The organism is Pantoea sp. SGAir0175 (assembly GCF_043547855.1).
Genome location: NZ_CP028081.1, coordinates 140,637 through 161,128, shown reverse-complemented (window position 1 = coordinate 161,128; position 20,492 = coordinate 140,637). Strand labels below are relative to the sequence as shown.

Annotated in this window: 17 protein-coding genes and 1 riboswitch; of the genes, 11 read left to right on the top strand and 6 right to left on the bottom strand. The window is 58.7% G+C overall.

The features are described 5' to 3' along the window. Positions 1-53: 53 nt before the first annotated feature. Complete coding sequence (locus C1N56_RS00745; RefSeq protein ID WP_132466540.1) at positions 54-1,886, top strand: ABC transporter ATP-binding protein; 1,833 nt, start codon at positions 54-56, stop codon at positions 1,884-1,886. Here the strand turns inward: C1N56_RS00745 and C1N56_RS00740 are convergent. Beyond that, the gene (locus C1N56_RS00740) at positions 1,883-3,007 is read right to left on the bottom strand and encodes a GNAT family N-acetyltransferase (RefSeq protein WP_104189764.1); all 1,125 of its coding nucleotides are present in this window, start codon (positions 3,005-3,007) and stop codon (positions 1,883-1,885) included. The two genes, C1N56_RS00745 and C1N56_RS00740, sit on opposite strands and share 4 nt — an antisense overlap. Positions 3,008-3,191: 184 nt before the next feature. Here C1N56_RS00740 and C1N56_RS00735 point away from each other — a divergent pair, with 184 nt between their 5' ends. The 3 genes from C1N56_RS00735 to C1N56_RS00725 all read left to right on the top strand — a co-directional run bounded on the left by C1N56_RS00735 (position 3,192) and on the right by C1N56_RS00725 (position 5,748). Continuing rightward, entirely contained in the window at positions 3,192-4,091 is a 900-nt protein-coding gene (locus C1N56_RS00735) for a LysR family transcriptional regulator (RefSeq protein WP_058759361.1), read from the top strand. Between the two features lie 98 nt (positions 4,092-4,189). After that, a complete protein-coding gene (locus C1N56_RS00730; RefSeq protein ID WP_058780231.1) occupies positions 4,190-5,131 on the top strand; it encodes a glutathione S-transferase family protein in 942 nt (313 codons plus the stop codon). A gap of 11 nt (positions 5,132-5,142) precedes the next feature. Beyond that, positions 5,143-5,748 carry an alpha/beta hydrolase gene (locus tag C1N56_RS00725; protein WP_127834710.1) on the top strand — a complete coding sequence of 202 codons (606 nt, stop codon included), beginning with the start codon at positions 5,143-5,145 and terminating at the stop codon, positions 5,746-5,748. Here the strand turns inward: C1N56_RS00725 and C1N56_RS00720 are convergent. Continuing rightward, positions 5,745-6,542: a sugar phosphate isomerase/epimerase family protein gene (locus C1N56_RS00720; protein ID WP_058770917.1), complete on the bottom strand. Its 798-nt coding sequence runs from the start codon at positions 6,540-6,542 to the stop codon at positions 5,745-5,747. The two genes, C1N56_RS00725 and C1N56_RS00720, sit on opposite strands and share 4 nt — an antisense overlap. Before the next feature lie 106 nt (positions 6,543-6,648). Continuing rightward, the gene (gene crcB, locus C1N56_RS00715; RefSeq protein WP_021507890.1) at positions 6,649-7,026 is read right to left on the bottom strand and encodes a fluoride efflux transporter CrcB; all 378 of its coding nucleotides are present in this window, start codon (positions 7,024-7,026) and stop codon (positions 6,649-6,651) included. A 91-nt stretch (positions 7,027-7,117) separates the two neighbouring features. After that, positions 7,118-7,192: riboswitch (Fluoride riboswitch) on the bottom strand. Between the two features lie 107 nt (positions 7,193-7,299). Between crcB and C1N56_RS00710 the strand changes: the two genes are divergently transcribed. Next, the gene (locus C1N56_RS00710) at positions 7,300-8,217 is read left to right on the top strand and encodes a nucleoside hydrolase (protein WP_159378002.1); all 918 of its coding nucleotides are present in this window, start codon (positions 7,300-7,302) and stop codon (positions 8,215-8,217) included. An 8-nt stretch (positions 8,218-8,225) separates the two neighbouring features. On the opposite strand, the gene C1N56_RS00705 is transcribed toward C1N56_RS00710, so the two are convergent. Then, entirely contained in the window at positions 8,226-9,254 is a 1,029-nt protein-coding gene (locus C1N56_RS00705) for a zinc-binding alcohol dehydrogenase family protein (protein WP_125310450.1), read from the bottom strand. A gap of 135 nt (positions 9,255-9,389) precedes the next feature. On the opposite strand from C1N56_RS00705, the gene C1N56_RS00700 reads away from it, so the two are divergent. From C1N56_RS00700 to C1N56_RS00675, 6 genes are all read left to right on the top strand, one after another. After that, on the top strand, positions 9,390-10,292 hold the full coding sequence (locus C1N56_RS00700; protein ID WP_021507893.1) for a GntR family transcriptional regulator: 903 nt from the start codon (positions 9,390-9,392) through the stop codon (positions 10,290-10,292). A 171-nt stretch (positions 10,293-10,463) separates the two neighbouring features. Then, positions 10,464-11,816 carry an MFS transporter gene (locus C1N56_RS00695; RefSeq protein ID WP_021507894.1) on the top strand — a complete coding sequence of 451 codons (1,353 nt, stop codon included), beginning with the start codon at positions 10,464-10,466 and terminating at the stop codon, positions 11,814-11,816. 400 nt (positions 11,817-12,216) lie between these two features. Then, on the top strand, positions 12,217-13,590 hold the full coding sequence (locus tag C1N56_RS00690; RefSeq protein ID WP_058770913.1) for a glycosyltransferase family protein: 1,374 nt from the start codon (positions 12,217-12,219) through the stop codon (positions 13,588-13,590). A 13-nt stretch (positions 13,591-13,603) separates the two neighbouring features. Continuing rightward, on the top strand, positions 13,604-14,878 hold the full coding sequence (locus tag C1N56_RS00685) for a glycosyltransferase (protein WP_159378000.1): 1,275 nt from the start codon (positions 13,604-13,606) through the stop codon (positions 14,876-14,878). After that, a complete protein-coding gene (locus C1N56_RS00680) occupies positions 14,878-16,284 on the top strand; it encodes a radical SAM protein (RefSeq protein WP_394517004.1) in 1,407 nt (468 codons plus the stop codon). Before C1N56_RS00685 ends, C1N56_RS00680 begins: the two co-directional genes overlap by 1 nt. 48 nt (positions 16,285-16,332) lie before the next feature. Further along, complete coding sequence (locus tag C1N56_RS00675) at positions 16,333-17,118, top strand: hypothetical protein (protein WP_159377999.1); 786 nt, start codon at positions 16,333-16,335, stop codon at positions 17,116-17,118. 52 nt (positions 17,119-17,170) lie between these two features. On the opposite strand, the gene treC is transcribed toward C1N56_RS00675, so the two are convergent. Both treC and treB read right to left on the bottom strand, forming a co-directional pair. Continuing rightward, entirely contained in the window at positions 17,171-18,835 is a 1,665-nt protein-coding gene (gene treC / locus C1N56_RS00670) for an alpha,alpha-phosphotrehalase (protein WP_394517003.1), read from the bottom strand. Then, a complete protein-coding gene (gene treB, locus C1N56_RS00665) occupies positions 18,819-20,261 on the bottom strand; it encodes a PTS trehalose transporter subunit IIBC (protein WP_058770908.1) in 1,443 nt (480 codons plus the stop codon). Before treB ends, treC begins: the two co-directional genes overlap by 17 nt. Positions 20,262-20,492 lie beyond the last annotated feature (231 nt).

The following is a 20,492-nucleotide window of genomic DNA, read 5'->3' as shown; positions in this document are numbered from 1 at the left end:
CCTGTTCAGTTGCACTAAGCTGTTAACTCTCACCGATCGGAAAGAGTGGCCTTATGTTGTATCGTCGTTTTGAACGTTTTATCAATATTTTTCAGGATGCCCCCACCGATTCCCCACCCGCCAGCGTGTGGCCGTTTTACCTCTATTATCTGCGTCAGGTGTGGCCGAGTTTTGTCGCGCTGCTGATTGTCGGACTGGCACAGGCGCTGATCGAAGTGGCGCTGTTTAGCTACCTCAGCCGTATTATCGATCTGGTCAATCACACCACGCCCGCTACGCTGTTCAGCGATAACTGGCCGATTCTGCTGTGGATGGCGGCGGTGGCGCTGATTCTGCGACCGGTGGTGATCGCGCTGCACGATATGCTGGTGCATCAAAGCATTAACCCCAGCATGACCAGCATGATCCGCTGGCAGCATCATAACTATGTGCTGCGGCAGAGCCTCAATTTCTTCCAGAATGATTTTGCCGGCCGTATTGCTCAGCGCATCATGCAAACCGGTAACTCGCTGCGTGACTCGGCGGTCCAGCTGGTGGATGCGATCTGGCACGTGGTGATTTACGCCGTGACCTCACTGGTGCTGTTCGCGGAAGCCGACTGGCGGCTGATGATTCCGCTGATCGTCTGGATTGTGGCGTACAGTCTGTCGCTGCGCTTCTTTGTGCCGCGCGTCAAGCAGCGCTCGGTGGTGTCATCCGAGGCGCGCTCGAAGCTGATGGGCACCATCGTTGACGGTTACACCAACATCGCTACCCTGAAACTGTTTGCCCATAACGATCTGGAAAAACGCTACGCGCGCGACGCCATTCAGGAGCAGACCGACAAAACCCAGCATGCCAGCCGCATGGTGACCAGCATGGATATCACGCTGTCGACGCTCAATGGCCTGCTGATTGTCAGCACTTCCGGCCTCGCGCTGTGGCTGTGGAGCCAGTCGCTGATCAGCGTTGGCGCCATCGCGCTGGCCACCGGGCTGGTGATTCGCCTGGTGAACATGTCCGGCTGGATCATGTGGGTGGTGAACGGCATCTTCGAAAACATCGGCATGGTGCAGGATGGCCTGAATACCATTGCGCAACCGCTCAGCGTGCAGGATGCGCCGCAGGCGAAAAAGCTGCAGGTGACGCGCGGCCAGATCCGCTTTGAGGATGTGCGTTTTGACTATGGCGGCGGCCGCCAGGTGATTAACCGCCTGAATCTCAACATCAAGCCTGGCGAGAAAATCGGTCTGATTGGCCCGTCCGGCGCCGGTAAATCGACCCTCGTGAACCTGCTGCTGCGGCTGTATGACATCAACGGCGGGCGCATTCTGATTGACGATCAGGACATCGCGCAGGTCACGCAGGCGAGCCTGCGCAGTCAGATTGGCATGATCACCCAGGATACGTCGCTGCTGCACCGCTCGATTCGCGAAAACCTGCTGTACGGTCGCCCGGATGCCAGCGAAGCCGAACTGCAGGCGGCGATTGTGCGCGCCCGCGCCGACGAATTTATCCCGCTGCTCTCCGATCCGCAGGGCCGTACCGGGCTGGATGCGCACGTCGGCGAGCGCGGCGTCAAACTCTCTGGCGGCCAGCGCCAGCGTATTGCCATCGCCCGCGTGCTGCTGAAAGATGCGCCGGTTCTGATCATGGATGAAGCCACGTCGGCGCTCGACTCTGAAGTGGAAGCGGCGATTCAGGAGAGCCTGGAGACGCTGATGCAGGGCAAAACGGTGATCGCCATCGCCCATCGCCTGTCGACCATCGCGAAAATGGACCGGCTGGTGGTGCTGGAAAATGGCGGCATTGTTGAGATGGGTAACCATCGCGAACTGCTGGCGCACGGCGGGCTGTACGCGCGCCTGTGGCAGCATCAGACCGGCGGATTTGTCGGCGTCGATTAATCGCCGCGCCGGTAAGGCAGGGCGTCGCGCGCTTCCTGTGCCCAGGCGCGCACCCCTGCCCGCTCCTGGTGCAGAAAATCCCCGACCGCATCACGCAGCCCCGGATGGCACAGATAGTGCCAGGAATGGGTGAGTTGCGGTTCAAAGCCGCGCACCAGCTTGTGCTCGCCCTGCGCACCGGCATCAAAGCGCTGCAGCCCTTCAGCGATGGCGAAATCCATGCCCTGGTAGAAACAGGTCTCGAAGTGCAGCCGGTCAAACTCCGCCAGACAGCCCCAGTAGCGGCCATACAGCGTGTCGTCATCCACCAGACAGAAGGCCATGGCGGCGGGCTGCTGCTGTAGCGTGGCGATCACCACGCGAATCGCCTGCGGCATCCGCTCCGCCAGCAGGCTGAAGAAGGAGCGCGTCAGATAAGGTCGCTGGCCGCGCACCGCGTAGGTGTTGGCGTAGCAGGTATACACAAAATCCCACTGATCTTCACGCAGCTCATCGCCGCGATACCAGTTAAACGCAAAGCCGCTGCTGGCCAACTGTTCGCGCTCTTTGCGTAGCTGCTTGCGTTTGCGCGACATCAGCGTGTCGAGAAAGTCGTGAAAATCGCGGTAACCGCGATTGTGCCAGTGATACTGCACGCCGAGACGCGCCAGCCAGTCCGGCTGGGTTGCCAGCAGCGCGTTGGCGTGCGGCGTGGTGAAGTTGATATGCGCCCCGCTTAAGCCGTGCCGCTGCAACGCATCGGGCAGCGCTTCCAGCATCGGGATGATAGCCGCCTCGTCACCCAGCAGCCGCGCACCGGTCACCGGGCTGAACGGAATGGCGCCGAGCCATTTGGGGTAATAAGGAATACCGGCACGCTGGCAGGCATCGGCCCACGCGTGATCGAACACATATTCGCCCCACGAATTGCGTTTACGGTAGCCCGGCAGCGCTGCCCGCAGCCTGCCGTCTTCGCGCCACAGCAGATGTTCCGGCTGCCAGCCGTTTTCCGCGCGCACGCTGCCACTCTCTTCCAGCGCGAGCAGGAAGGCGTGACGCAAAAAAGGTTGATTGTCAGGTAACAGCGCATCCCATTCGGCAGCGGTGATCTCCGCCAGCGATGACAGGTGAAGCAAAGGCATTGGTGGCTCCCGGCCAGCTTAAGGCGAACGCCTAGTTCAGCAGGTTTTGCCGCTGTGCGAAAGGTGCGGCGCACTGAATGTAAAGCGGGTCGTTGCGCCATGCTGCGCACATTGCTGTCGCGGCCCGTGCCACGATTTTTCACTTCGCCTGTGTATACTCACCCTTTTCCTTGCAGGAAATGCCATGGATCGTCTTGATTGTGATCGCATGTTTGTCGCCGTACTCGAAGTCGGCAGCTTTGCCGGTGCCGCCGCCCGGCTCGGCACCAGCAGCGGCCAGGCGTCAAAGCTGGTGTCGCGTCTGGAGCAGCAGCTTGGCGTGCAGCTGTTCAAGCGCAGCACACGGGCACTGTCGCCCACCGAGATCGGCCGCGCCTATTACGAGCGGGTGAAAACCCTGCTGGAGGCGTTCGACGCGCTGGATGCCACGGTGCAGGAGAATGCCCGCTCGCCCACCGGCCGCCTGAAGATTAGCGCACCCGGCACCTTCGGCACCGCGGTGCTGGCCAGCGTGCTGGTGGCGTTCGCGCGTCACTATCCGCTGATTGAGCTGGACGTCAACTTCTCCGACCGCGCCGTGAATATCGTCGATGAAGGCTTCGATATGGCGATCCGCATCGGCAAGCTGGACGACAGCAGCCTGATTGCGCGCCGTCTGGGCGAGGTGCCGATTCGCCTCGCCGCCGCGCCCGGCTATCTGCTGCAGCACGGCACGCCGCAGCACTGGCGCGATCTGGCGACGCATCAGTGCATCAGCGACACCAACTTTCGCGATCCCTGGCACTGGCCGTTCGTTACGCCGTGTGGCGACAGCGTCAGCATGCCGATTCGCGGCCGCCTGTGCTTCTCCAACACCGAAGCCTGCCTGCAGGCGGCGCTGGCCGGCCTCGGCATTGCGCGTCTGCCCGGTTTTATCGCTGCACCGGCGCTGCAGCGGGGCGAAATCGTCACGCTGCTGGAGGACTTTGCGCCGCCAGCCATGGGCCTGTTTGCTCTGTATCCGCCCGCGCGCCATCTGGCGCAGAAAACCCGCCTGCTGATCGACTTTCTGGCCGAGCACTTCCGCCTGCATCCGCCCGGCTGATTCCTTCCATTATGGAAACAATAAAAGCCGTTTTGCCCGGATTATCAGCATAACGGCAGCACGGTAAGCTGCTGACATCACTTCAGAGGAGCAGAGCGATGTTGGTAAACGGTAAGTGGAGCGCAGAGTGGCATCCGGTTCAGGCCACCGATAAACAGGGTGGCTTTGTACGCCAGACTTCCAGCTTTCGTCACTGGATTAGCGCCGATGGCAGCAGCGAATTTGCCGCCGAGCCGGATCGCTATCATCTGTATGTCGCGCTGATCTGCCCGTGGGCCTCGCGCACGCTCATTGCACGCAGCCTGAAAGGGCTGGAGCAGATTGTCAGCGTGTCGGTGGTTGAGCCGCAGCTTGGCGCGCAGGGCTGGCGCTTCGGCGATTATCCCGGTGCCGATCGCGACCCGCTGAACAACGCTGAGTATCTCCATCAGCTGTATACCCGCGCCGACGCCGACTTTACCGGGCGCGCGACCGTGCCGGTGCTGTGGGATAAAAAAACCCAGACCATCGTTAACAATGAGTCGGCGGATATTCTGCGCATGTTCAACAGCGGCTTTGGCGATCTGGCAGACAACCGGCTCGATCTCTACCCTGAGGATCTGCGCCCGGAGATCGACGCGCTGAACGCAACGATCTACCCGCGTCTCAATAACGGCGTTTATCGCACCGGTTTCGCTACCACCCAGGTGAGCTATCAGCAGGCGTTTAATGAGGTGTTTGAGCAGCTGGATGAGCTGGAGCAACGGCTGAAAGATGGCCGCACTTTTCTGCTGGGTGAACGACTGACCGAAGCCGATATCCGCCTGTTCGTGACCCTGATACGCTTTGACGTCGCCTATCACGGCCTGTTCAAATGCAACCTGCGCCGCCTGCGCGATTACCCGCTGCTCGATCGTTATCTGAAGAGTGTGCTGGCGGTCTCCGGCGTGCGGCAAACGGTGAACATCGACCACATCAAACAGGGCTATTATTCGATTAAAGCGCTGAATCCCAACGGCATCGTGCCAGCGGGACCGGATATGGCGGACTACGGTTTTTAAGGAGCAGGGCAATGGCAAAAGCGTTAGTGGTGTTTTTACATGGCGTCGGCAGTAATGGCGCGGATTTGGCGGTGCTGGGGCAACACTGGTCAGCGCTGCTGCCCGACGTGGCATTTGCCGCGCCCGATGCGCCCTTTCCCTTTGAACACGCGATGGGCTATCAGTGGTTCAGCCTGACCGGCATCACGCCGGAAAACCGTCCGGCACGCGTACGGGCTGCGCGCGACGCCTTTGACGCCACGCTGCAGCAGCTGATGGCGCAGCACGCGATGGCCGGCGCGTGGCAAAAGGTGATTCTGGTGGGATTCTCGCAGGGCTCGATCATGGCGCTGGATGCGCTGGCCTCCGGACGCTATCCGCTGGCTGGTGTGGTGGCCTTCTCCGGTCGCCTGGCCTTTGACGAGGCGCTCACGCCGCCGCCGCATGCCTCCACGCTGCTGATTCACGGCAAAGCCGATGACGTCATCCCGTTCAGCGAAACCGTCTCCGCCGCGCAGCGCCTGCAGAGCGCGGGCGTCGCGGTCACCGCACAGTATGAACCCGCCACCGGTCACACCATTTCCAGCCACGGCGCGATGCAGGCAGCGGCCTACATCGCCCAGTGCCTGCAGGATTAAGGCCAGTAGCGCTGCAGCGCCTGCCACGCCTGACGCGCGGCCGCTTCCGGCGGCTGTGCTTTGAGGCGATCGTTAAACACTTCGATGCCCACCGGACCGCGATAGCCTGCACTTTTCAGCTTATCGACAAAGCGTTCCACTTCAATGATGCCGTCGCCGGGCAGTAAGCGCTGATGGCGCGCATAATCGCTCAGCGCCTGCTTTTCCTGCGGTGGCATCTGCGCCATATCGCACAGCTGCACTTCATAAATGCGGTCGGCCGGAATGCCGTCGAGCTGCGAGGCATCGCCACCGCGTGCGCAGATGTGGAACAGATCGACCACCAGCCCGATATTGGGTTGATCCAGCCGCTGCAAACGCTGCCACGCCAGCGGCAGCGTATTGTCGACGCTGCACCACGCCATCGGTTCATACATGATGCGCATGTTATAGCGCGCGGCTTCCGAGGCCAGCCAGCGTAGATCCTCATCAATGCGCTCCGCAACGCAGTCTTCGCGCGTGGTCGCCGGCGCCTGAATGGTATCGCAGCCCAGTGACTGCGCGACGCGAATGAAATCACGCAGTTCGGCGCGCTTTTGCAGCCGTTCGCTGTCCGGCGCGCCGGTAAAGTCACGCAGCACCTGCAGATTGGTAAAGCCCAGATTCAGCTGCGCGGCCAGGCCCGCCGTGTGCTCAGTAACCTCTTCCCGCCACATTTCAACCTGATCGAACCCGGCGGCACGCGCCGCCTGCAGCTTATGCGCCGATTCACCGTTTAACAGCACCAGGTTAAGGAATTTCGGGTTTGCAGACATCAACAGCTCCTTAATCGTCCGGATAAAGCGGTGACAGAGGCTGTGCGCCACCCGCACAGCATCCTGATCAGTATCCCCCTCTTAAGGGTGATTTCAAGCGTGTCGTTTAGCCCAGCAGGTTCACCACGGCGAAACCGGCAAAGGTCATCAGCAATGAACCGATGACATGCACCATCACGCTCGACATTGCCCACAGGTATTTTCCTGATTGTAGCAACACCACGATCTCGGCCGAGAAGGTCGAAAAGGTCGTCAGCCCGCCGCACAGGCCGGTGACGATCAGCAGTTTCCATACGGGATCGATGTGCGGATTGCGCACAAACCACGCCATCGCCGCGCCAATAATAAAGCCACCGACCAGATTAACGATCAGCGTACCTGGCGGCAGGTTGGGGAATAACGTATTGAAACGCAAAGAGATAAGCCAGCGCAGCGTGCAACCGATGGCACCACCGATCATGACCGCGAACAGCGACTTCAGCATAGTCTGGAGCTCCTGAATTGAGATACGCGCAGGGCCGCGGCAGGACAGAAACTACACCTGACACACCGCCGTCTCCCGCGCAGGGATAAGCAAGTTGCCAGGCGTCATCAGCCGTCTGTAACCAGAGGGCGGTTGGGTAAGGTGGCACGCCATCACCTCAGAGGCACGATAATACGCTGGCGCGGCGGAGGTGACAATATTCACCTGCCGTCAGCGTATCGTCGGGAACAATTATGTTTTACCGTGGCAGACATCATCAGCGAGGAGATTCCGATGCGTACCCTGATTTTTGATACTGATATCGGCGTGGATGACGCCTTTGCGCTGGCGTATGCGGCGCGCACGCAGCAGCTGCTGGGCATCACCACGGTGTTTGGCAATGTCGCGGTTGGCCAGGCGGTAAAAAACGCCCGGCTGTTCTGTGCAAAGATGAACATCAGCGCGCCGGTGTATCGCGGCTGTTCGCGTCCGCTGGCGCTGGCCCCTTCCGCACCGGCCATCCTGCACGGCGCAGACGGTCTCGGCGATGCCTTCGATAACCCGTATAGCGATGTCGCCGACAGCGCGGTACAGTTCATCATCGACAGCGTACGCGCGCAGCCGCACGCGATTACCCTGGTGGCAATCGGGCCGCTGACCAATATCGCCTGTGCCATCAACCAGGCGCCAGACATCATTCCGCTGGTGAAAGAGCTGGTGATCATGGGCGGCGCGTTTGGCACCGACGGCCACGCCGGCAACGTGACGCCGTTCGCTGAGTTCAATATCTGGAAAGATCCGCATGCCGCCGATCAGGTGCTGGCCTCGGCGCTGCCGGTGGTGATGCTGCCGCTGGATGTGACGCACAAGGTGCTGATCAGCGGAGAGGAAGTGCGCCAGCTAAATCAGCCGGTGTTAAGTGCCATCTGCCGGCCTTATCTGGCTTACAGCCTGCAAAAAGAAGGATTTGATGGCATGGCGCTGCACGATACCCTGACGCTGTCGTGGCTGGCGCTGCCGCAGGCGTTCAGCGTGACGACAGCGCCGGTGCGCGTGGTGACCGAAGGCATCAGCCGCGGCCAGACGCTGCAGCGCGTGAGCAACCTCGCCTCGCGCGACGATCCGTTCGCCGGCCTGCGCGCCCAGCGGTTGTGTCTGGGCGTCGATGCCGAGGCGGTACGGCAACATTTTTTTGCCACGCTGCGCGCCTGACACTCTCTCTAGCGGGCGAAATGGATGACGCCTTTGATCAGCTCAGGGTTGTTGATCACCCCGGGCTCAAAAGTCTCGGCCAGCGTCGAGAAGTCGTAATGGCGGTTGAGCATCATATCGGCCCGCAGCTGACCGCTGGCCATCAGGGCGCGCACTTTGTCGAAGTCTTCCCGCGTGGCGTTGCGGCTGCCCAGCAGCGTGGTCTCCTTTTTGTGAAACTCGGTGTCGGGGATCACCAGATCGCCTTTGTGCAGGCCAACAAACACGATGGTGCCGCCGTGACGAATCAGCTGCACGGCGCTGTTCATCGCCGCCGGACTGCCGGTGGCGTCAATCACTTTGGCGGCCAGCCGCCCGCCAAACTCTGCACGCAGCGCGGCGATAAAATCATCGGCCAGCGGATCGATCGTCGCCAGCTGCAACTGCTGCGCAACGTGCGCGCGCCGCTGAGCGCTGGTATCGGCCACCACCACCTGTGCACCGGCTGCGGCGGCAATCGCCGCGACGCCCAGGCCAATCGGTCCGGCCCCGACCACCAGCACCTGCTCATCGGCGACCAGCGCCGCGCGTCGCACCGCATGGGCGCTGATGGCAAAGGGCTCGATCAGTGCCGCTGCTTCAGGCGCCACATCGTCAACCGCCAGCAAATTAGTGTCCGGCACGCTGAGAAACTCGCAAAAACCCCCGTCCTGATGCACGCCAATCACTGAAATCTGTTCACAGCAGTTGGTTTTGCCGCTTAAGCAGGCGTCGCAACGCTGACAGGCCACGTAAGGAATCAGCGCCACGCGCTGCCCTGGCTGAAATCCCTGCGCCGCCGCGCCCAGCGCCACCACTTCACCGCACAGCTCATGACCGAGCACGCGCGGATAGGAGAAAAACGGCTGATTGCCGGCCCAGGCGTGAATATCGGTGCCGCAAATGCCGGCGGCAATCGGTTTGATCAGGACTTCGTGCGCGGCAGGCGTCGGTACGCTGCGCTGCTGCCACACCATGCTGCGCGGTTCGGCGACCACCAGCGTTTTCATGTTCGTCATCGTTTCCTCCTGGGCTGTTCACGCAGTTATGGCGAAAATCGACCGCGGCGGGAGGTTGCGCTGTGCGAAGTGTGAGGCAGCGCGATTTTTTTGGGCTTTGTGTGGTTTTTAATGCATAAAAAACCGGAGGGCCGTATGAGCCGAAGCCAGAATCTGCGCCAGAACGTCATCAATCAAATGCTGGAAGCCATTGCCCGCCGCCATGTGCGCTCGCCGTTGCCTCCGCAGGCAGCGCTCGCCGAGATGTTTAATATCAGCCGCACCACGGTGCGCCACACGCTGCAGCATCTGCATCAGCGCGGCGTGCTGGAAAAAGTGGCTGAGACCTACGTCATCGTGCGCGATCCCTGCGAGGAGGATGGGTTTAGCGTACTCAGCCCACCGATCGACCAACAGGCGGTGCAGTTTGAGCAGGCGTTTTTTAACCTGATTAACCAGCGTTTGCTGATGCCGGGCGATAGCTTTACCGAGCTGCAGCTGGCGCAGCAGGTGCGGGTCAGCCCGGTGGTGGTGCGCGAGTTCCTGCTGCGCTTTATGCGTTATAACCTGCTGGAACCGGTTAAGCGCGGCCACTGGCGAATGAAGAAATTCGATCAGGAGTACGCCGAAAAGCTGTTTGAACTGCGCGAAATGCTGGAAACGCACGCGCTGACCCGCTTTCTTAACCTCGCCGCCGGTGATGAGCGCTGGGTGCAGGCGCGCGATCTGCTGGATCGTCATCGCGCGCTGCGCGACACCATCGCCAGCAACTACCGCCAGTTTGCCGCGCTGGATAAAGAGATGCATACGCTGATTCTCTCCGCCGCCAACAATCCGTTTTTCAACCAGTCACTGGAAATTATCTCTGTGATTTTTCACTCGCATTATCAGTGGGATGAAAGCGACCTGAAACAACGCAACATCGTCGCGCTGGAGGAGCATATGGCGATTCTCACCGCGCTCATCAGCCGCCAGGATGTGGACGCGCTGTGCGCGCTGCATGCGCATCTCAGAACCGCCAAACACTCAATGATCCGCTCTATCCGGCAGTACAATTAAAAACCGATTAAAAACCACAAAGCATAAGCGCCCGCACGAATCAGAAACATGTTTGCAACATCTCCCGCGGTTTACTTCTAGTCTCGAAGGCAGCCCCTTAGGGCAGCCCGTTTCGCTGCCGCAGGAACCCCAAGACTGATAACGATAAGTACCCGAACCTGGGAGGTTGCAATGGAAAATACATCAACACGCGGCGGCACCACCGCGCCAGCACCCGAGCACGCCGGGCAGGATTATGTGCCGGCGCGCGCCGATGTGGTGCGCTCTCCGCGCATCCGTAAGATTCAAATCACCGCCATGCTGTTGCTGCTGTTCGCCGCCATCATCAACTACCTTGACCGCAGCTCGCTGTCGGTAGCTAACATGACCATCCGCGAGGAGCTGGGCTTATCGGCCACCGAGATTGGCGTGTTGCTGTCGGCGTTTTCGCTGGCCTACGGTTTAGCCCAGCTGCCGTGCGGCGCGCTGCTCGATCGCAAAGGCCCGCGCATTATGCTGGCCATCGGCATGTTCTTCTGGTCACTGTTCCAGGCGGCGGCCGGGCTGGTGCATAACTTCACGCAATTTGTGCTGGTGCGCATCGGGCTGGGCATTGGCGAAGCGCCGATGAACCCGTGCGGCGTGAAGGTGATCAACGACTGGTTCAACATCAAAGATCGCGGTATGCCGATGGGGATGTTTAACGCGGCGTCGATGATTGGTCTGTCGGTGGCACCGCCGATTCTGGCGGCGATGATGCTGGTGATGGGCTGGCGCGGCATGTTTGTCACCATCGGCGTGCTGGGCATGTTTCTCGCCATTGGCTGGTATCTCACCTATCGCGACCGGGATAACAACAAGCTGAGCGGTGAAGAGATTCACTATCTGCAGGCGGGCAGCGTGGCGTCACGCAAAGAGCCGCTGAGTTTCGCCGAGTGGCGTGGGCTGTTTAAGCAGCGCACCATGTGGGGCATGATGATTGGCTTCAGCGGCATCAACTATACCGCGTGGCTGTACATCGCCTGGCTGCCGGGCTATCTGCAGTCGACCTATCATCTGGACCTGAAAAGCACCGGCCTGCTGGCCGCCATTCCTTTCCTGTTCGGCGCGGCGGGCATGCTGCTCAACGGTTACGTGGTGGATGCGCTGGTGCGTCGCGGTTTCGACGCGGTGAAAGTGCGCAAGGTGTCGATTGTCAGCGGCATGCTGCTCTCCGCCGCCTTTACCACCTTTGTGACGCGCGCCACCGACACCACCAGCGCGGTGACGCTGATTGGTATGGCGCTGTTCTGCATTCACTTTGCCGGTACCTCATGCTGGGGCCTGATCCACGCTAACGTCACAGCGCGCATGACGGCGTCAGTGGGCAGTATCCAGAACTTTGCCAGCTTTGTTTTCGCCTCTTTTGCGCCAGTAATTACCGGCTGGGTGCTGGATACCACCAAATCGTTCAGCCTCGCGCTGATGATATGTGCTGGCGTCACGGTGGTCGGCGCGCTGGCTTACCTGCTGCTGGTCAGAAAACCGATCACCGATGGGGTGTAACACCAGGGTTTCTGCTTAATGCTCTTCTCCGGGTGCGCAGGTTATGCGCACCCTTTCTTCATCCGCCCGCCACACCTATTCCAGCCGCCGCGTTATCGCCTGATTCTGCATCTGATCAGATAAATTAAACTGCATGATGGCAATTACTATCCAGCACTATTAAGCCCGAAATAAGGAAAATATACTGCTAAACACGCCGGTAATAGTTATTATTTTAAGACAAAACTCAAAGACGAATATTATAAATTACCACCCTCAGTGCATTATTATCCATTAATGCATTAACGAAGGTTAATTAATTAGCCACAGTAAACTTTTGTGGATTAGATCAAAGTTTGACCGGATAATTTAACTTACCGTTCAGTCACTATTAATGTTCAGGTATGAGCGTGGTGACCAAATGGATTTACAACGCAAGGCCCTTTTTATCTCTTTTGATGCCGTGGCATTATCGGGTATTACGGTAGAAGCCACTAAAATTGCCGTTCGTTTACGCGAGCAGGGAATCACCTCCTTTCTTGATATCGGCTACGACATAAAAATTGATAAGGGAAACTTCGGACGCCCCTATTCCGAAAATGAAATTAATTCGCTAAAGCATCATTTTACCTTAGTCCGGCATGATGAAATCCGTCAGGTGGAAGGTTATAACCCGGCCTTCCTGCAATATATTCATGACGTACTGATTAATCATAGCCAGACGCTGGATGCCGCCGCAGAAAAAATCCTGGTGCAGCAGACGGAAAAGATGGCACAGGCGGTGGCAAACGCGCTGTGCGCAAAATGGCAGGCGCTGGATATCAATTATTTAATCATTGAGAACGGGACGCTGCCGGATAATATTATTTTTACCCGCGCGCTCTATCTGGCGATTGCGCAATACGGCGCCGCTAAACAGCTCGGCCGGTTTGTGTTGTGGCGCGACCATGACCTGATGTGGAACAGCGAATCCACTTCATCGCGTTACGGCAGCGCGCCCTGGCCACATGCCGTCAGGCCGCAGCCCTCGCCGCATATTACCTACGTCACGCTGAACCAGGCACTGGCCTCACAGCTGGCGGCCTGGTGCGAACATCAGGTCGAAATCGAGGTGATGCGTAATACCTATCCTTTTGACCCGAGCCATCCGCGCAAAGATTTACGCCGCCAGTTTGGGTTGCTGGCGCAGGACAAGGTGATTGCCCGCACCACGCGAATTATTCCGGCTAAGCGACTCGATCGGGATATTCACCTGTTGCATGCGCTGAACAGTGAACTTATCGCGCAGCATCAGCCACAGCGCGTTTATTTAATGGTCGCCGGCGATCCGCTGGAAGACAGCGTGCATTATCACGCATTGAAGCAGTTAATTAGCCGGTTCCAGCTGGAGCGTTACGTCATCTTTTTTGGCGCGTTAAATCACGACTTCATGGAGCGTAATCCACAGGCCACCACCATTCAGGATCTTTATCACGCCTGCGATGTGGTGTCGTTTTTAACCGCATGGGATTACGACAGCTACGGTAATCCGATTGGCGAGGCGATCAGCCATCAGCGTTGTTATATCGCCACCCGCTATGAATATTATCACGAGGTGTATGGCCAGTACGGTTTTGAAGGCGAACTGATGGCGATTTCCGCCAGCCATGATGGCCTGCCGGATGCCGATTTTATTCAGCGCGTCAGTGCCTTATTACAGGATGACGCACGCCGCGACGCCATCGCCACGCGCAATTATCAGAAAGGAAAATCCCTGCTGTCGGATCACATCTTCCGGCAGATATTTAATGTGTAGTTAAGGAGTGACTATGGATAACCGTTGTTTTATTTCTGTCGTGCTGCCGGTTTATAACGAGGCAGCACGTATTAACGCGGTGCTGGAATCAATATTGCAGCAGCGTTCACCCGGCGGATTGTTTAATTTTGATAATCTGGAAGTGATCATGGTGGATAATAATTCCACCGATAATTCGGTCGCGCTGATTGAAGCCTTTGCCGCGCAGCATCCGCAGCTGACAATTCATCAGCTGCAGGAGACGGTGCAGGGCGTCTCTTCGGCGCGGAAAAAAGGCATGGATTTCGCCTCACAGCGCGCCGGTCTGCGCGACGAGGCCAGCGGTTTTCAGCGCAAGCACTACATTCTTTCGGCCGATGCGGACTGCACCGTTGATGCGCTGTGGATCGACGAACTGGTCGGCACCATGATTGCGCAAAACGGCGATCTGGGCACCTGTAACTACTACTACGAAACCGCGGATTTCCACGAGCGCCCGCGGCTGTATACGGAGATTGATAAAACGCTGCGCTGCCGCCACGCTTCCTTCTCCCTGTTTGGCGGCTTTCCGGACGGCAAAGGCTTTGGCGTCGAAAAGCAGCTGTACGACGAAGTGGGCGGCATCGAGATTTTTTACCAGCTGAAAAACGGTGAGTTTGTTGAACATCTGTCAGACGACTGGGATTTTGGCATCAAGGTGATCGCCGCCGGCGGCAAACCGGTGTATGCGCCCAACTCCCGCGTGCAGATCAACAGCCGCCGGGTGGATAACCTGCTGCACGAAGTGATTGAAGGTGTGGCCTACGGCCATAACGGCACCATCATCATGAAAGATGTGCGACCCACGCTCACCGCACTGACGCCGTTCACCGATGTCAGCGCAGAGCAGGCGCAGCAGGCGTGGCACTACTCGATTAAAGATTACGTGCCAAAAAATCTGGTGCTGCCGGTGCTGCTGAATCCGTCGCTGCTGCGCGACAACGCCGCGGTGATTAATTTCTTCACGCCAGAGGTGGCTGAACGCCTGTTCGCCCGCATTCACAGCATGATGCAGGAGATGAGCGTGACCGATTTCCTGCCGATTCACAGCTACAAAACCCCGGCGTTTCGCCTCTATTTTGAATTCCGCCATGAGCTGTTTGCCGCGCTGCGTCGTGCCGTCGGCGCAGAGATTGGCGAGCCACCGCCGCTGCCGGCCTGCTTTGCCCAGGTGACGGAAAATGATTTCGCCCGCTTTGTCTGGTATTACTGCGAAGATCGCGAATCCGGTGAGGCGCATAACTACTTTGCAAACGGCGGGGTATTCTGATGCGTGCTGCCTGGCTGCAATCCCTGCAGGATATCGATCGTCACTATCCTCGCCCGGCCATATGCGAGGTGCTTAGCCGGCCGGAAAACGCCGATTTGCTGGAATACGTGGTGCATGATCCTTTTGGCTGCCATGTGTTTCCCGGTGATATCGACGATTTTCCGCTGCCGAATTTTTTCCGCGCCATGCAGCACAGCCTGAGCCATGCGCCGCAAATTCATCTGTGGGCGTATATCCCCACCTGCCGCTACAAGTGCCACTTTTGCCAGTTTCCTACGGTGATTGTAAATCCGCAGTCGCCGCGCGCGCCTGAGCTGTTCCGCGATATCGTCGATCGCAACATTCAGGAGGCGAAACTGTGGCTGGCGCAGTTGTCGGCGCTGGGTGAAGTGCCGGTGGGTGAGTTCAACCTGTTCGGCGGCACGCCCTCGCTGCTGCCACCGGATGAGCTGCGGCGCTTAATGGATTTTTACCGCAACCATTTCAACTTCCGCGAGGCCACGCTGCGCTTCGAAGGCGAGCCCGGCACGCTGACGCGCGAATTCCTCGCGCAGCTGCGTGAACTGGGCTTCAGCAAACTGTCGTTTGGCGCGCAGTCATTCTCAGACCGCCTGATCAAAGGCTGTGGTCGCCTGCACAGCGCGGATGCCTGCTACAAGGTGATTCGTGATGCGCGCGAGCTGGGCTTCGCCCTGGTCAGCGTCGATCTGATGTATGGCCTGCTGGGACAAACGGTGGATGACGTGCGTGACGATCTGCAGCAGGCGCGCGCGCTTGACCTGTCGCATCTGGTGTTCACCAAGCTGCACATGAAGCCGTTCGCCGAGAGCCGCACCGGCGTGTCGGCGGAGGGAGAAAATGCCTGGCAGCGTAAGAATGCGGCGATGCCCAGTCTGGGTCAGCAGTATCAGATGCGCGCGCTGGCCGAGCAGTGGCTGGATGGCGATTACCTTGAACATCCCACCATGTATTTCCACCATCGCAGCGCACCGCCGGAGAAGTGGAAAGCGATCATTACCGATCTCGACCAGCAGGCACCGGAAGTGGCGATTGGCCTTGGCGGCAGCTCCAAATGTGCCGGCGCGGAGCTGATTAACCTGACCGACTACGCCGATTATCAGCGCGCACTGGATAACGGTGAGCTGCCGATCGCCTCGGTGCGCGGTATGTCGCCGGATCAGCAGGCCATCAACGGCTGCAAGATGGCGCTGTCAACGCTGATTCCGCTCGACGATGTGCTGTTTCAGCAGAAGTTTGGCGTCAGCCTGTTTGCCCAGCCGACCATCGCCCGTGCGCTGCGTGAGTTGCAGCAGCGCGAGTTAGTGCACAGCGATGGCCGCTACGTCACGCTCACCCCCGCCGGCCGCGTGCTGGTAGAAGCCATCATCAATACCCAGTTCGACTAAACCGCCCTTACCTCTCAACGGCACGCGACGGCGTGCCTGGAGCCTGTTATGTCCCAGTCTGTTTATAGCTTTTTTTATATCGCCATCGACACCGAAGCGGGCGTCACCGCTGAACAGTTTGAAACCTTCGTGCGCGAAAAAGGCGTGCATCTGCCGTGCTATCCCGGCTGGCGCTGGACGCTGTTTCGCGGTCTGCGCGGCGAGCGCGTCGATCAATACCTGATGCTGTTTGAAATGAAAGATGCGGCACAGCGCGCGCGCTTTATGCAGGATGACGGTGAACTTACCGCCGAGGCAGAGCACTTCTGGCATCTGCATCCCGACGCGGATGCGCTGCTCAGCGAGTGGCGCCAGCTGGCGACCTTCGCGCGGCGCCCGACGATTTTCACCCATTTCGATCTGCTGGCAGAGAATCCTCACAGTACGCTGTCGGGTGGCCCGCGCTTTGATGCCCGCAGCGGCACCGCGCGCATTCTCGGTACCCACTATCTGGCGCTGCGACCGGGCGTGCAGCCGCAGGAATTTGAGCAATTCATCGCGCAGAATGCCGCGCGTATCGTTGATTATCCCGGCTGGAAGTTTCATCTGCTGAAAGGCCACAGCGGCAACCGGCTGGACGGCTATGTGGTGATGATGGAGATTGAGAGTGAAGCGGCGCTGAATGTGTTTTATCCGCAGCCTGATATCGCCACCGCCAGCGCGGCTGACTTTGCGCGCGCGCACCGGGATACCAAACAGATGTATGAAGAGTGGAAGCAGCTGGCGTCCTTTTCCGGTTCGCCGCAGCTGTATACCGATTATCTCGCCGTGGCGGAATGTGGCACACTGAAGTGAGTGCTGGCGGCGCGCTCTGCTCATTGCTGAAACGCGCCGCCGGTTTTCTCCGTTACGACTGGTAGTAATACACCGCTTCAAAAGGCCGCAGGTGCGTCAATGCCCCAGGCGGCGATGCCTCACTGTAATTACTCATCAGTACCTGCCAGTTGCCTTCAACTTCCGGCAACAGCAGTGGCTGCGCACTGTGACTCAGGTTCGCCACCACCAGCAGGCTTTCACGCGGCGAATTGCGACGATAACACCAGATGTGTGACGCTTCCGGTGCCAGATCCTGATAATCGCCCTCGGTGAAGATAGCGTAACGCTTACGCAGCCGAATCAGCGTTTGGTAGCCATAGAACACCGAGTTGCTGTCGAGCAGCGCGTTAGCCGCGTTGATCAGCGTATAGTTATCCGCCACGCCTATCCACGGCTCACCCCGCGTGAAGCCGGCATTGGCGCTGCTGTCCCACAGCATCGGCGAGCGGCTGTTGTCGCGCGATTTGCTGGCCAGAATCGCCAGGATTGCCGCCTCCGGCTTGCCCTGCGCCAGCCACGCAGCGTGGATGTTGTGGCTCTCGATGTCCTGATACTGCTCAATGCGGGTAAAATGAGGGTTGGTCATTCCCAGCTCTTCGCCCTGATAGATATAGGGCGTGCCCTGCATGCCGTGCAGCAGCATCGCAAAGCATTTTGCCGAGGCGATGCGCAGCGCACCTTCATCACCAAAGCGCGTGACGATACGCGGCTGATCGTGGTTACACCAGAACAGCGCATTCCACGCCACGTTGTGCATCCCGCGCTGCCACTCCGCAAAAATTGCCTTGAGCTGAACGAAGTCCGGTGCCGCCAGCGTCCATTTGTCGCCCTGGGGATAATCCACCTTGAGATGGTGGAAGTTAAATGTCATCGACAGCTCGTTTTGCGCCAGCGAAGCATAGCGCTGGCAGTTGGCCAGCGTGGTCGAGGACATTTCCCCCACCGTCATCAGCCCGCGCGGCGTGAACACATCGCGGTTGAACTCCTGCAGGTAGTCATGGATGCGCGGACCATCGGTGTAAAAGCGCCGCCCGTCATGGCCGGGCAGATCGTCGCTAAAATCCTGATGCTTCGACACCAGGTTGATCACATCAAGCCGCAATCCATCGACGCCTCGATCCGCCCAGAAGTGACACACCTGCTTTAACGCCTCGCGCACCGCCGGATTTTCCCAGTTGAGATCGGCCTGCTCCGGCGCGTACAGGTGCAGATAGTATTGCTGACGCCGTTCGTTCCACGCCCAGGCGCTGCCGCCAAACTTAGACTGCCAGTTATTGGGCGGCGTGCCGGGCACCCCGTCGCGCCAGATATAGAAATCGACGTACGGCTGCTCACCGGCTTCGGCACGCTTAAACCAGGCATGCTCGGTCGAGGTGTGGTTGAACACCATATCCAGCACCATGCGCATACCGCGCCGGTGCGTCTCCGCCAGCAGGTGGTCAAAGTCGGCCATGGTGCCGTAGGCGGGATCGATGGCGGTGTAATCCGCCACGTCGTAACCGTTATCGATCTGCGGCGACACATAGATCGGCGTCAGCCACAGCGCATCGACGCCCAGCTGCTGCAGATAATCCAGCCGCTGAATCACGCCGTTGAGATCGCCGGTGCCGCGCGCCCCGCTGTCCTGAAAACTTTTGGGATAGATTTGGTAGATCACCGCCTGGCGCCACCAGGGATATTCAGCGTGCCTGTTCATGTTGCACCTCGGCCTGGCTGATGATGGCGGTTGCCGCTTTACGTTTGGTGATGATGATGGTCAGCAGCAGCGGAACCAGAATCGCCACCAGAATCGCCAGCGAGTAAACCGTCCAGTACTGTGGCTGAATCGAGAGAATACCCGGCAAGCCGCCCACGCCGATGCCGTTGGCCATCACGCCGTTGAGGCCGCACAGCAGCGCCGCCAGCGCAGAGCCAATCATGGCGCACAGCATGGGGTAGCGGTACTTGAGGTTGACGCCGTACATCGCCGGCTCCGTTACGCCGAGCCACGCTGAAATGGCGGCCGGCACGGTGAGGTCGCGTTCAGCACGATCTTTGTTAGCGATAATGATGCCGACCACCGCAGCACCCTGTGCAATATTGGACAGCGCAATCAGCGGCCACACCGGCGTGCCGCCCATGCTCTGAATCATCTGCAGATCAACCGCCAGCGTGGTCTGATGCACGCCGGTGATCACCATCGGCGCATACAGGAAGCCAAACAGCGCGGCACCAATCGGCGCGAAGCTGCCGGTCATCAGGTGACGCACCGCGAAGGCGATGCCGTCGCCAATCAGACGGCCAAATGGGCCAATCAGGCTGTGGGCGAGGAAAACCGACAGCAGCAGCGCACACACCGGCACCACCACCAGCGTCAGATAGGCGGGCACGATACGTTTTAGCGCCAGTTCGATTTTCGCCAGCGCCAGCCCGGCCAGCAGCGCCGGAATCACCTGCGCCTGGTAGCCGACCCGATCAATACTGAACCAGCCGAAGTTCCACACTTCCGGCACCTGGCTGCCAATCAGATACGCATTCATCAGCTGCGGTGAAACCAGCGTAATGCCCAGCACAATCCCCAGGATTGGCGTACCGCCCAGCTTGCGCACCACCGACCAGCAAATCCCCACCGGCAAATAGAAGAAGATCGCTTCGCCAATCAGCCAGAGGAAATCGTACAGCCCTTTCACACCGGGATAGAGCTGCACCAGGGTTTTATCATCCGCCACGGCAATATCGCCGAGCACGTTACGGAAACCGAGAATTAAACCGCCGCTAATTAACGCCGGTAATAACGGGAAAAATATCTCAGCAAAATGGGATAATAATGCCTCGTGCCATTTCATCTGGCTGCGCGCCGCAGATTTAATCTGCTCCTTAGAGGTCTCACTAATATTTAGTGCTTCAACTAACGCTTTATAATAAGTGTCAACTTCGGTTCCAATAATTACCTGAAACTGTCCGGCAGAATTAAAGCATCCTTTAACGCCGGGCGTGGCGCGGATGGCCTCTGGATCGGCCTTGTCGACATCCTGCAGCACAAAGCGCAGGCGGGTAATACAGTGCGAAAGTGACAGAATATTTTCCCGACCGCCCACGCGGTCAATGAGATCGTTAATGATCTCGCGACTGATGGTTTTCATTATCATCCCTTATTTCCATGCCGGAATCGGCAGTGGACGATAATACGCCGCTGCTTTTAATTTTAACTATAGCAAAGCGAGGGAATTAGTTGGCGATCACAAAAATATTTACGCAATACATCGCAGGAAAATTAACTTAACAATAATTATTTAACCTGATAACTAAATCTGCGCCATTTAAATATAAATTCGGGACATTTCGTATTGTTGAATAATTATTTAAGCGGTAGC

Bases quoted from the DNA above. Each gene is read 5' to 3' on its own strand.
- C1N56_RS00745 (WP_132466540.1), top strand. From the start codon at position 54: ATGTTGTATCGTCGTTTTGAACGTTTTATCAATATTTTTCAGGATGCC.
- C1N56_RS00740 (WP_104189764.1), bottom strand. From the start codon at position 3,007: ATGCCTTTGCTTCACCTGTCATCGCTGGCGGAGATCACCGCTGCCGAA.
- C1N56_RS00735 (WP_058759361.1), top strand. From the start codon at position 3,192: ATGGATCGTCTTGATTGTGATCGCATGTTTGTCGCCGTACTCGAAGTC.
- C1N56_RS00730 (WP_058780231.1), top strand. From the start codon at position 4,190: ATGTTGGTAAACGGTAAGTGGAGCGCAGAGTGGCATCCGGTTCAGGCC.
- C1N56_RS00725 (WP_127834710.1), top strand. From the start codon at position 5,143: ATGGCAAAAGCGTTAGTGGTGTTTTTACATGGCGTCGGCAGTAATGGC.
- C1N56_RS00720 (WP_058770917.1), bottom strand. From the start codon at position 6,542: ATGTCTGCAAACCCGAAATTCCTTAACCTGGTGCTGTTAAACGGTGAA.
- crcB (WP_021507890.1), bottom strand. From the start codon at position 7,026: ATGCTGAAGTCGCTGTTCGCGGTCATGATCGGTGGTGCCATCGGTTGC.
- C1N56_RS00710 (WP_159378002.1), top strand. From the start codon at position 7,300: ATGCGTACCCTGATTTTTGATACTGATATCGGCGTGGATGACGCCTTT.
- C1N56_RS00705 (WP_125310450.1), bottom strand. From the start codon at position 9,254: ATGACGAACATGAAAACGCTGGTGGTCGCCGAACCGCGCAGCATGGTG.
- C1N56_RS00700 (WP_021507893.1), top strand. From the start codon at position 9,390: ATGAGCCGAAGCCAGAATCTGCGCCAGAACGTCATCAATCAAATGCTG.
- C1N56_RS00695 (WP_021507894.1), top strand. From the start codon at position 10,464: ATGGAAAATACATCAACACGCGGCGGCACCACCGCGCCAGCACCCGAG.
- C1N56_RS00690 (WP_058770913.1), top strand. From the start codon at position 12,217: ATGGATTTACAACGCAAGGCCCTTTTTATCTCTTTTGATGCCGTGGCA.
- C1N56_RS00685 (WP_159378000.1), top strand. From the start codon at position 13,604: ATGGATAACCGTTGTTTTATTTCTGTCGTGCTGCCGGTTTATAACGAG.
- C1N56_RS00680 (WP_394517004.1), top strand. From the start codon at position 14,878: ATGCGTGCTGCCTGGCTGCAATCCCTGCAGGATATCGATCGTCACTAT.
- C1N56_RS00675 (WP_159377999.1), top strand. From the start codon at position 16,333: ATGTCCCAGTCTGTTTATAGCTTTTTTTATATCGCCATCGACACCGAA.
- treC (WP_394517003.1), bottom strand. From the start codon at position 18,835: ATGAACAGGCACGCTGAATATCCCTGGTGGCGCCAGGCGGTGATCTAC.
- treB (WP_058770908.1), bottom strand. From the start codon at position 20,261: ATGAAAACCATCAGTCGCGAGATCATTAACGATCTCATTGACCGCGTG.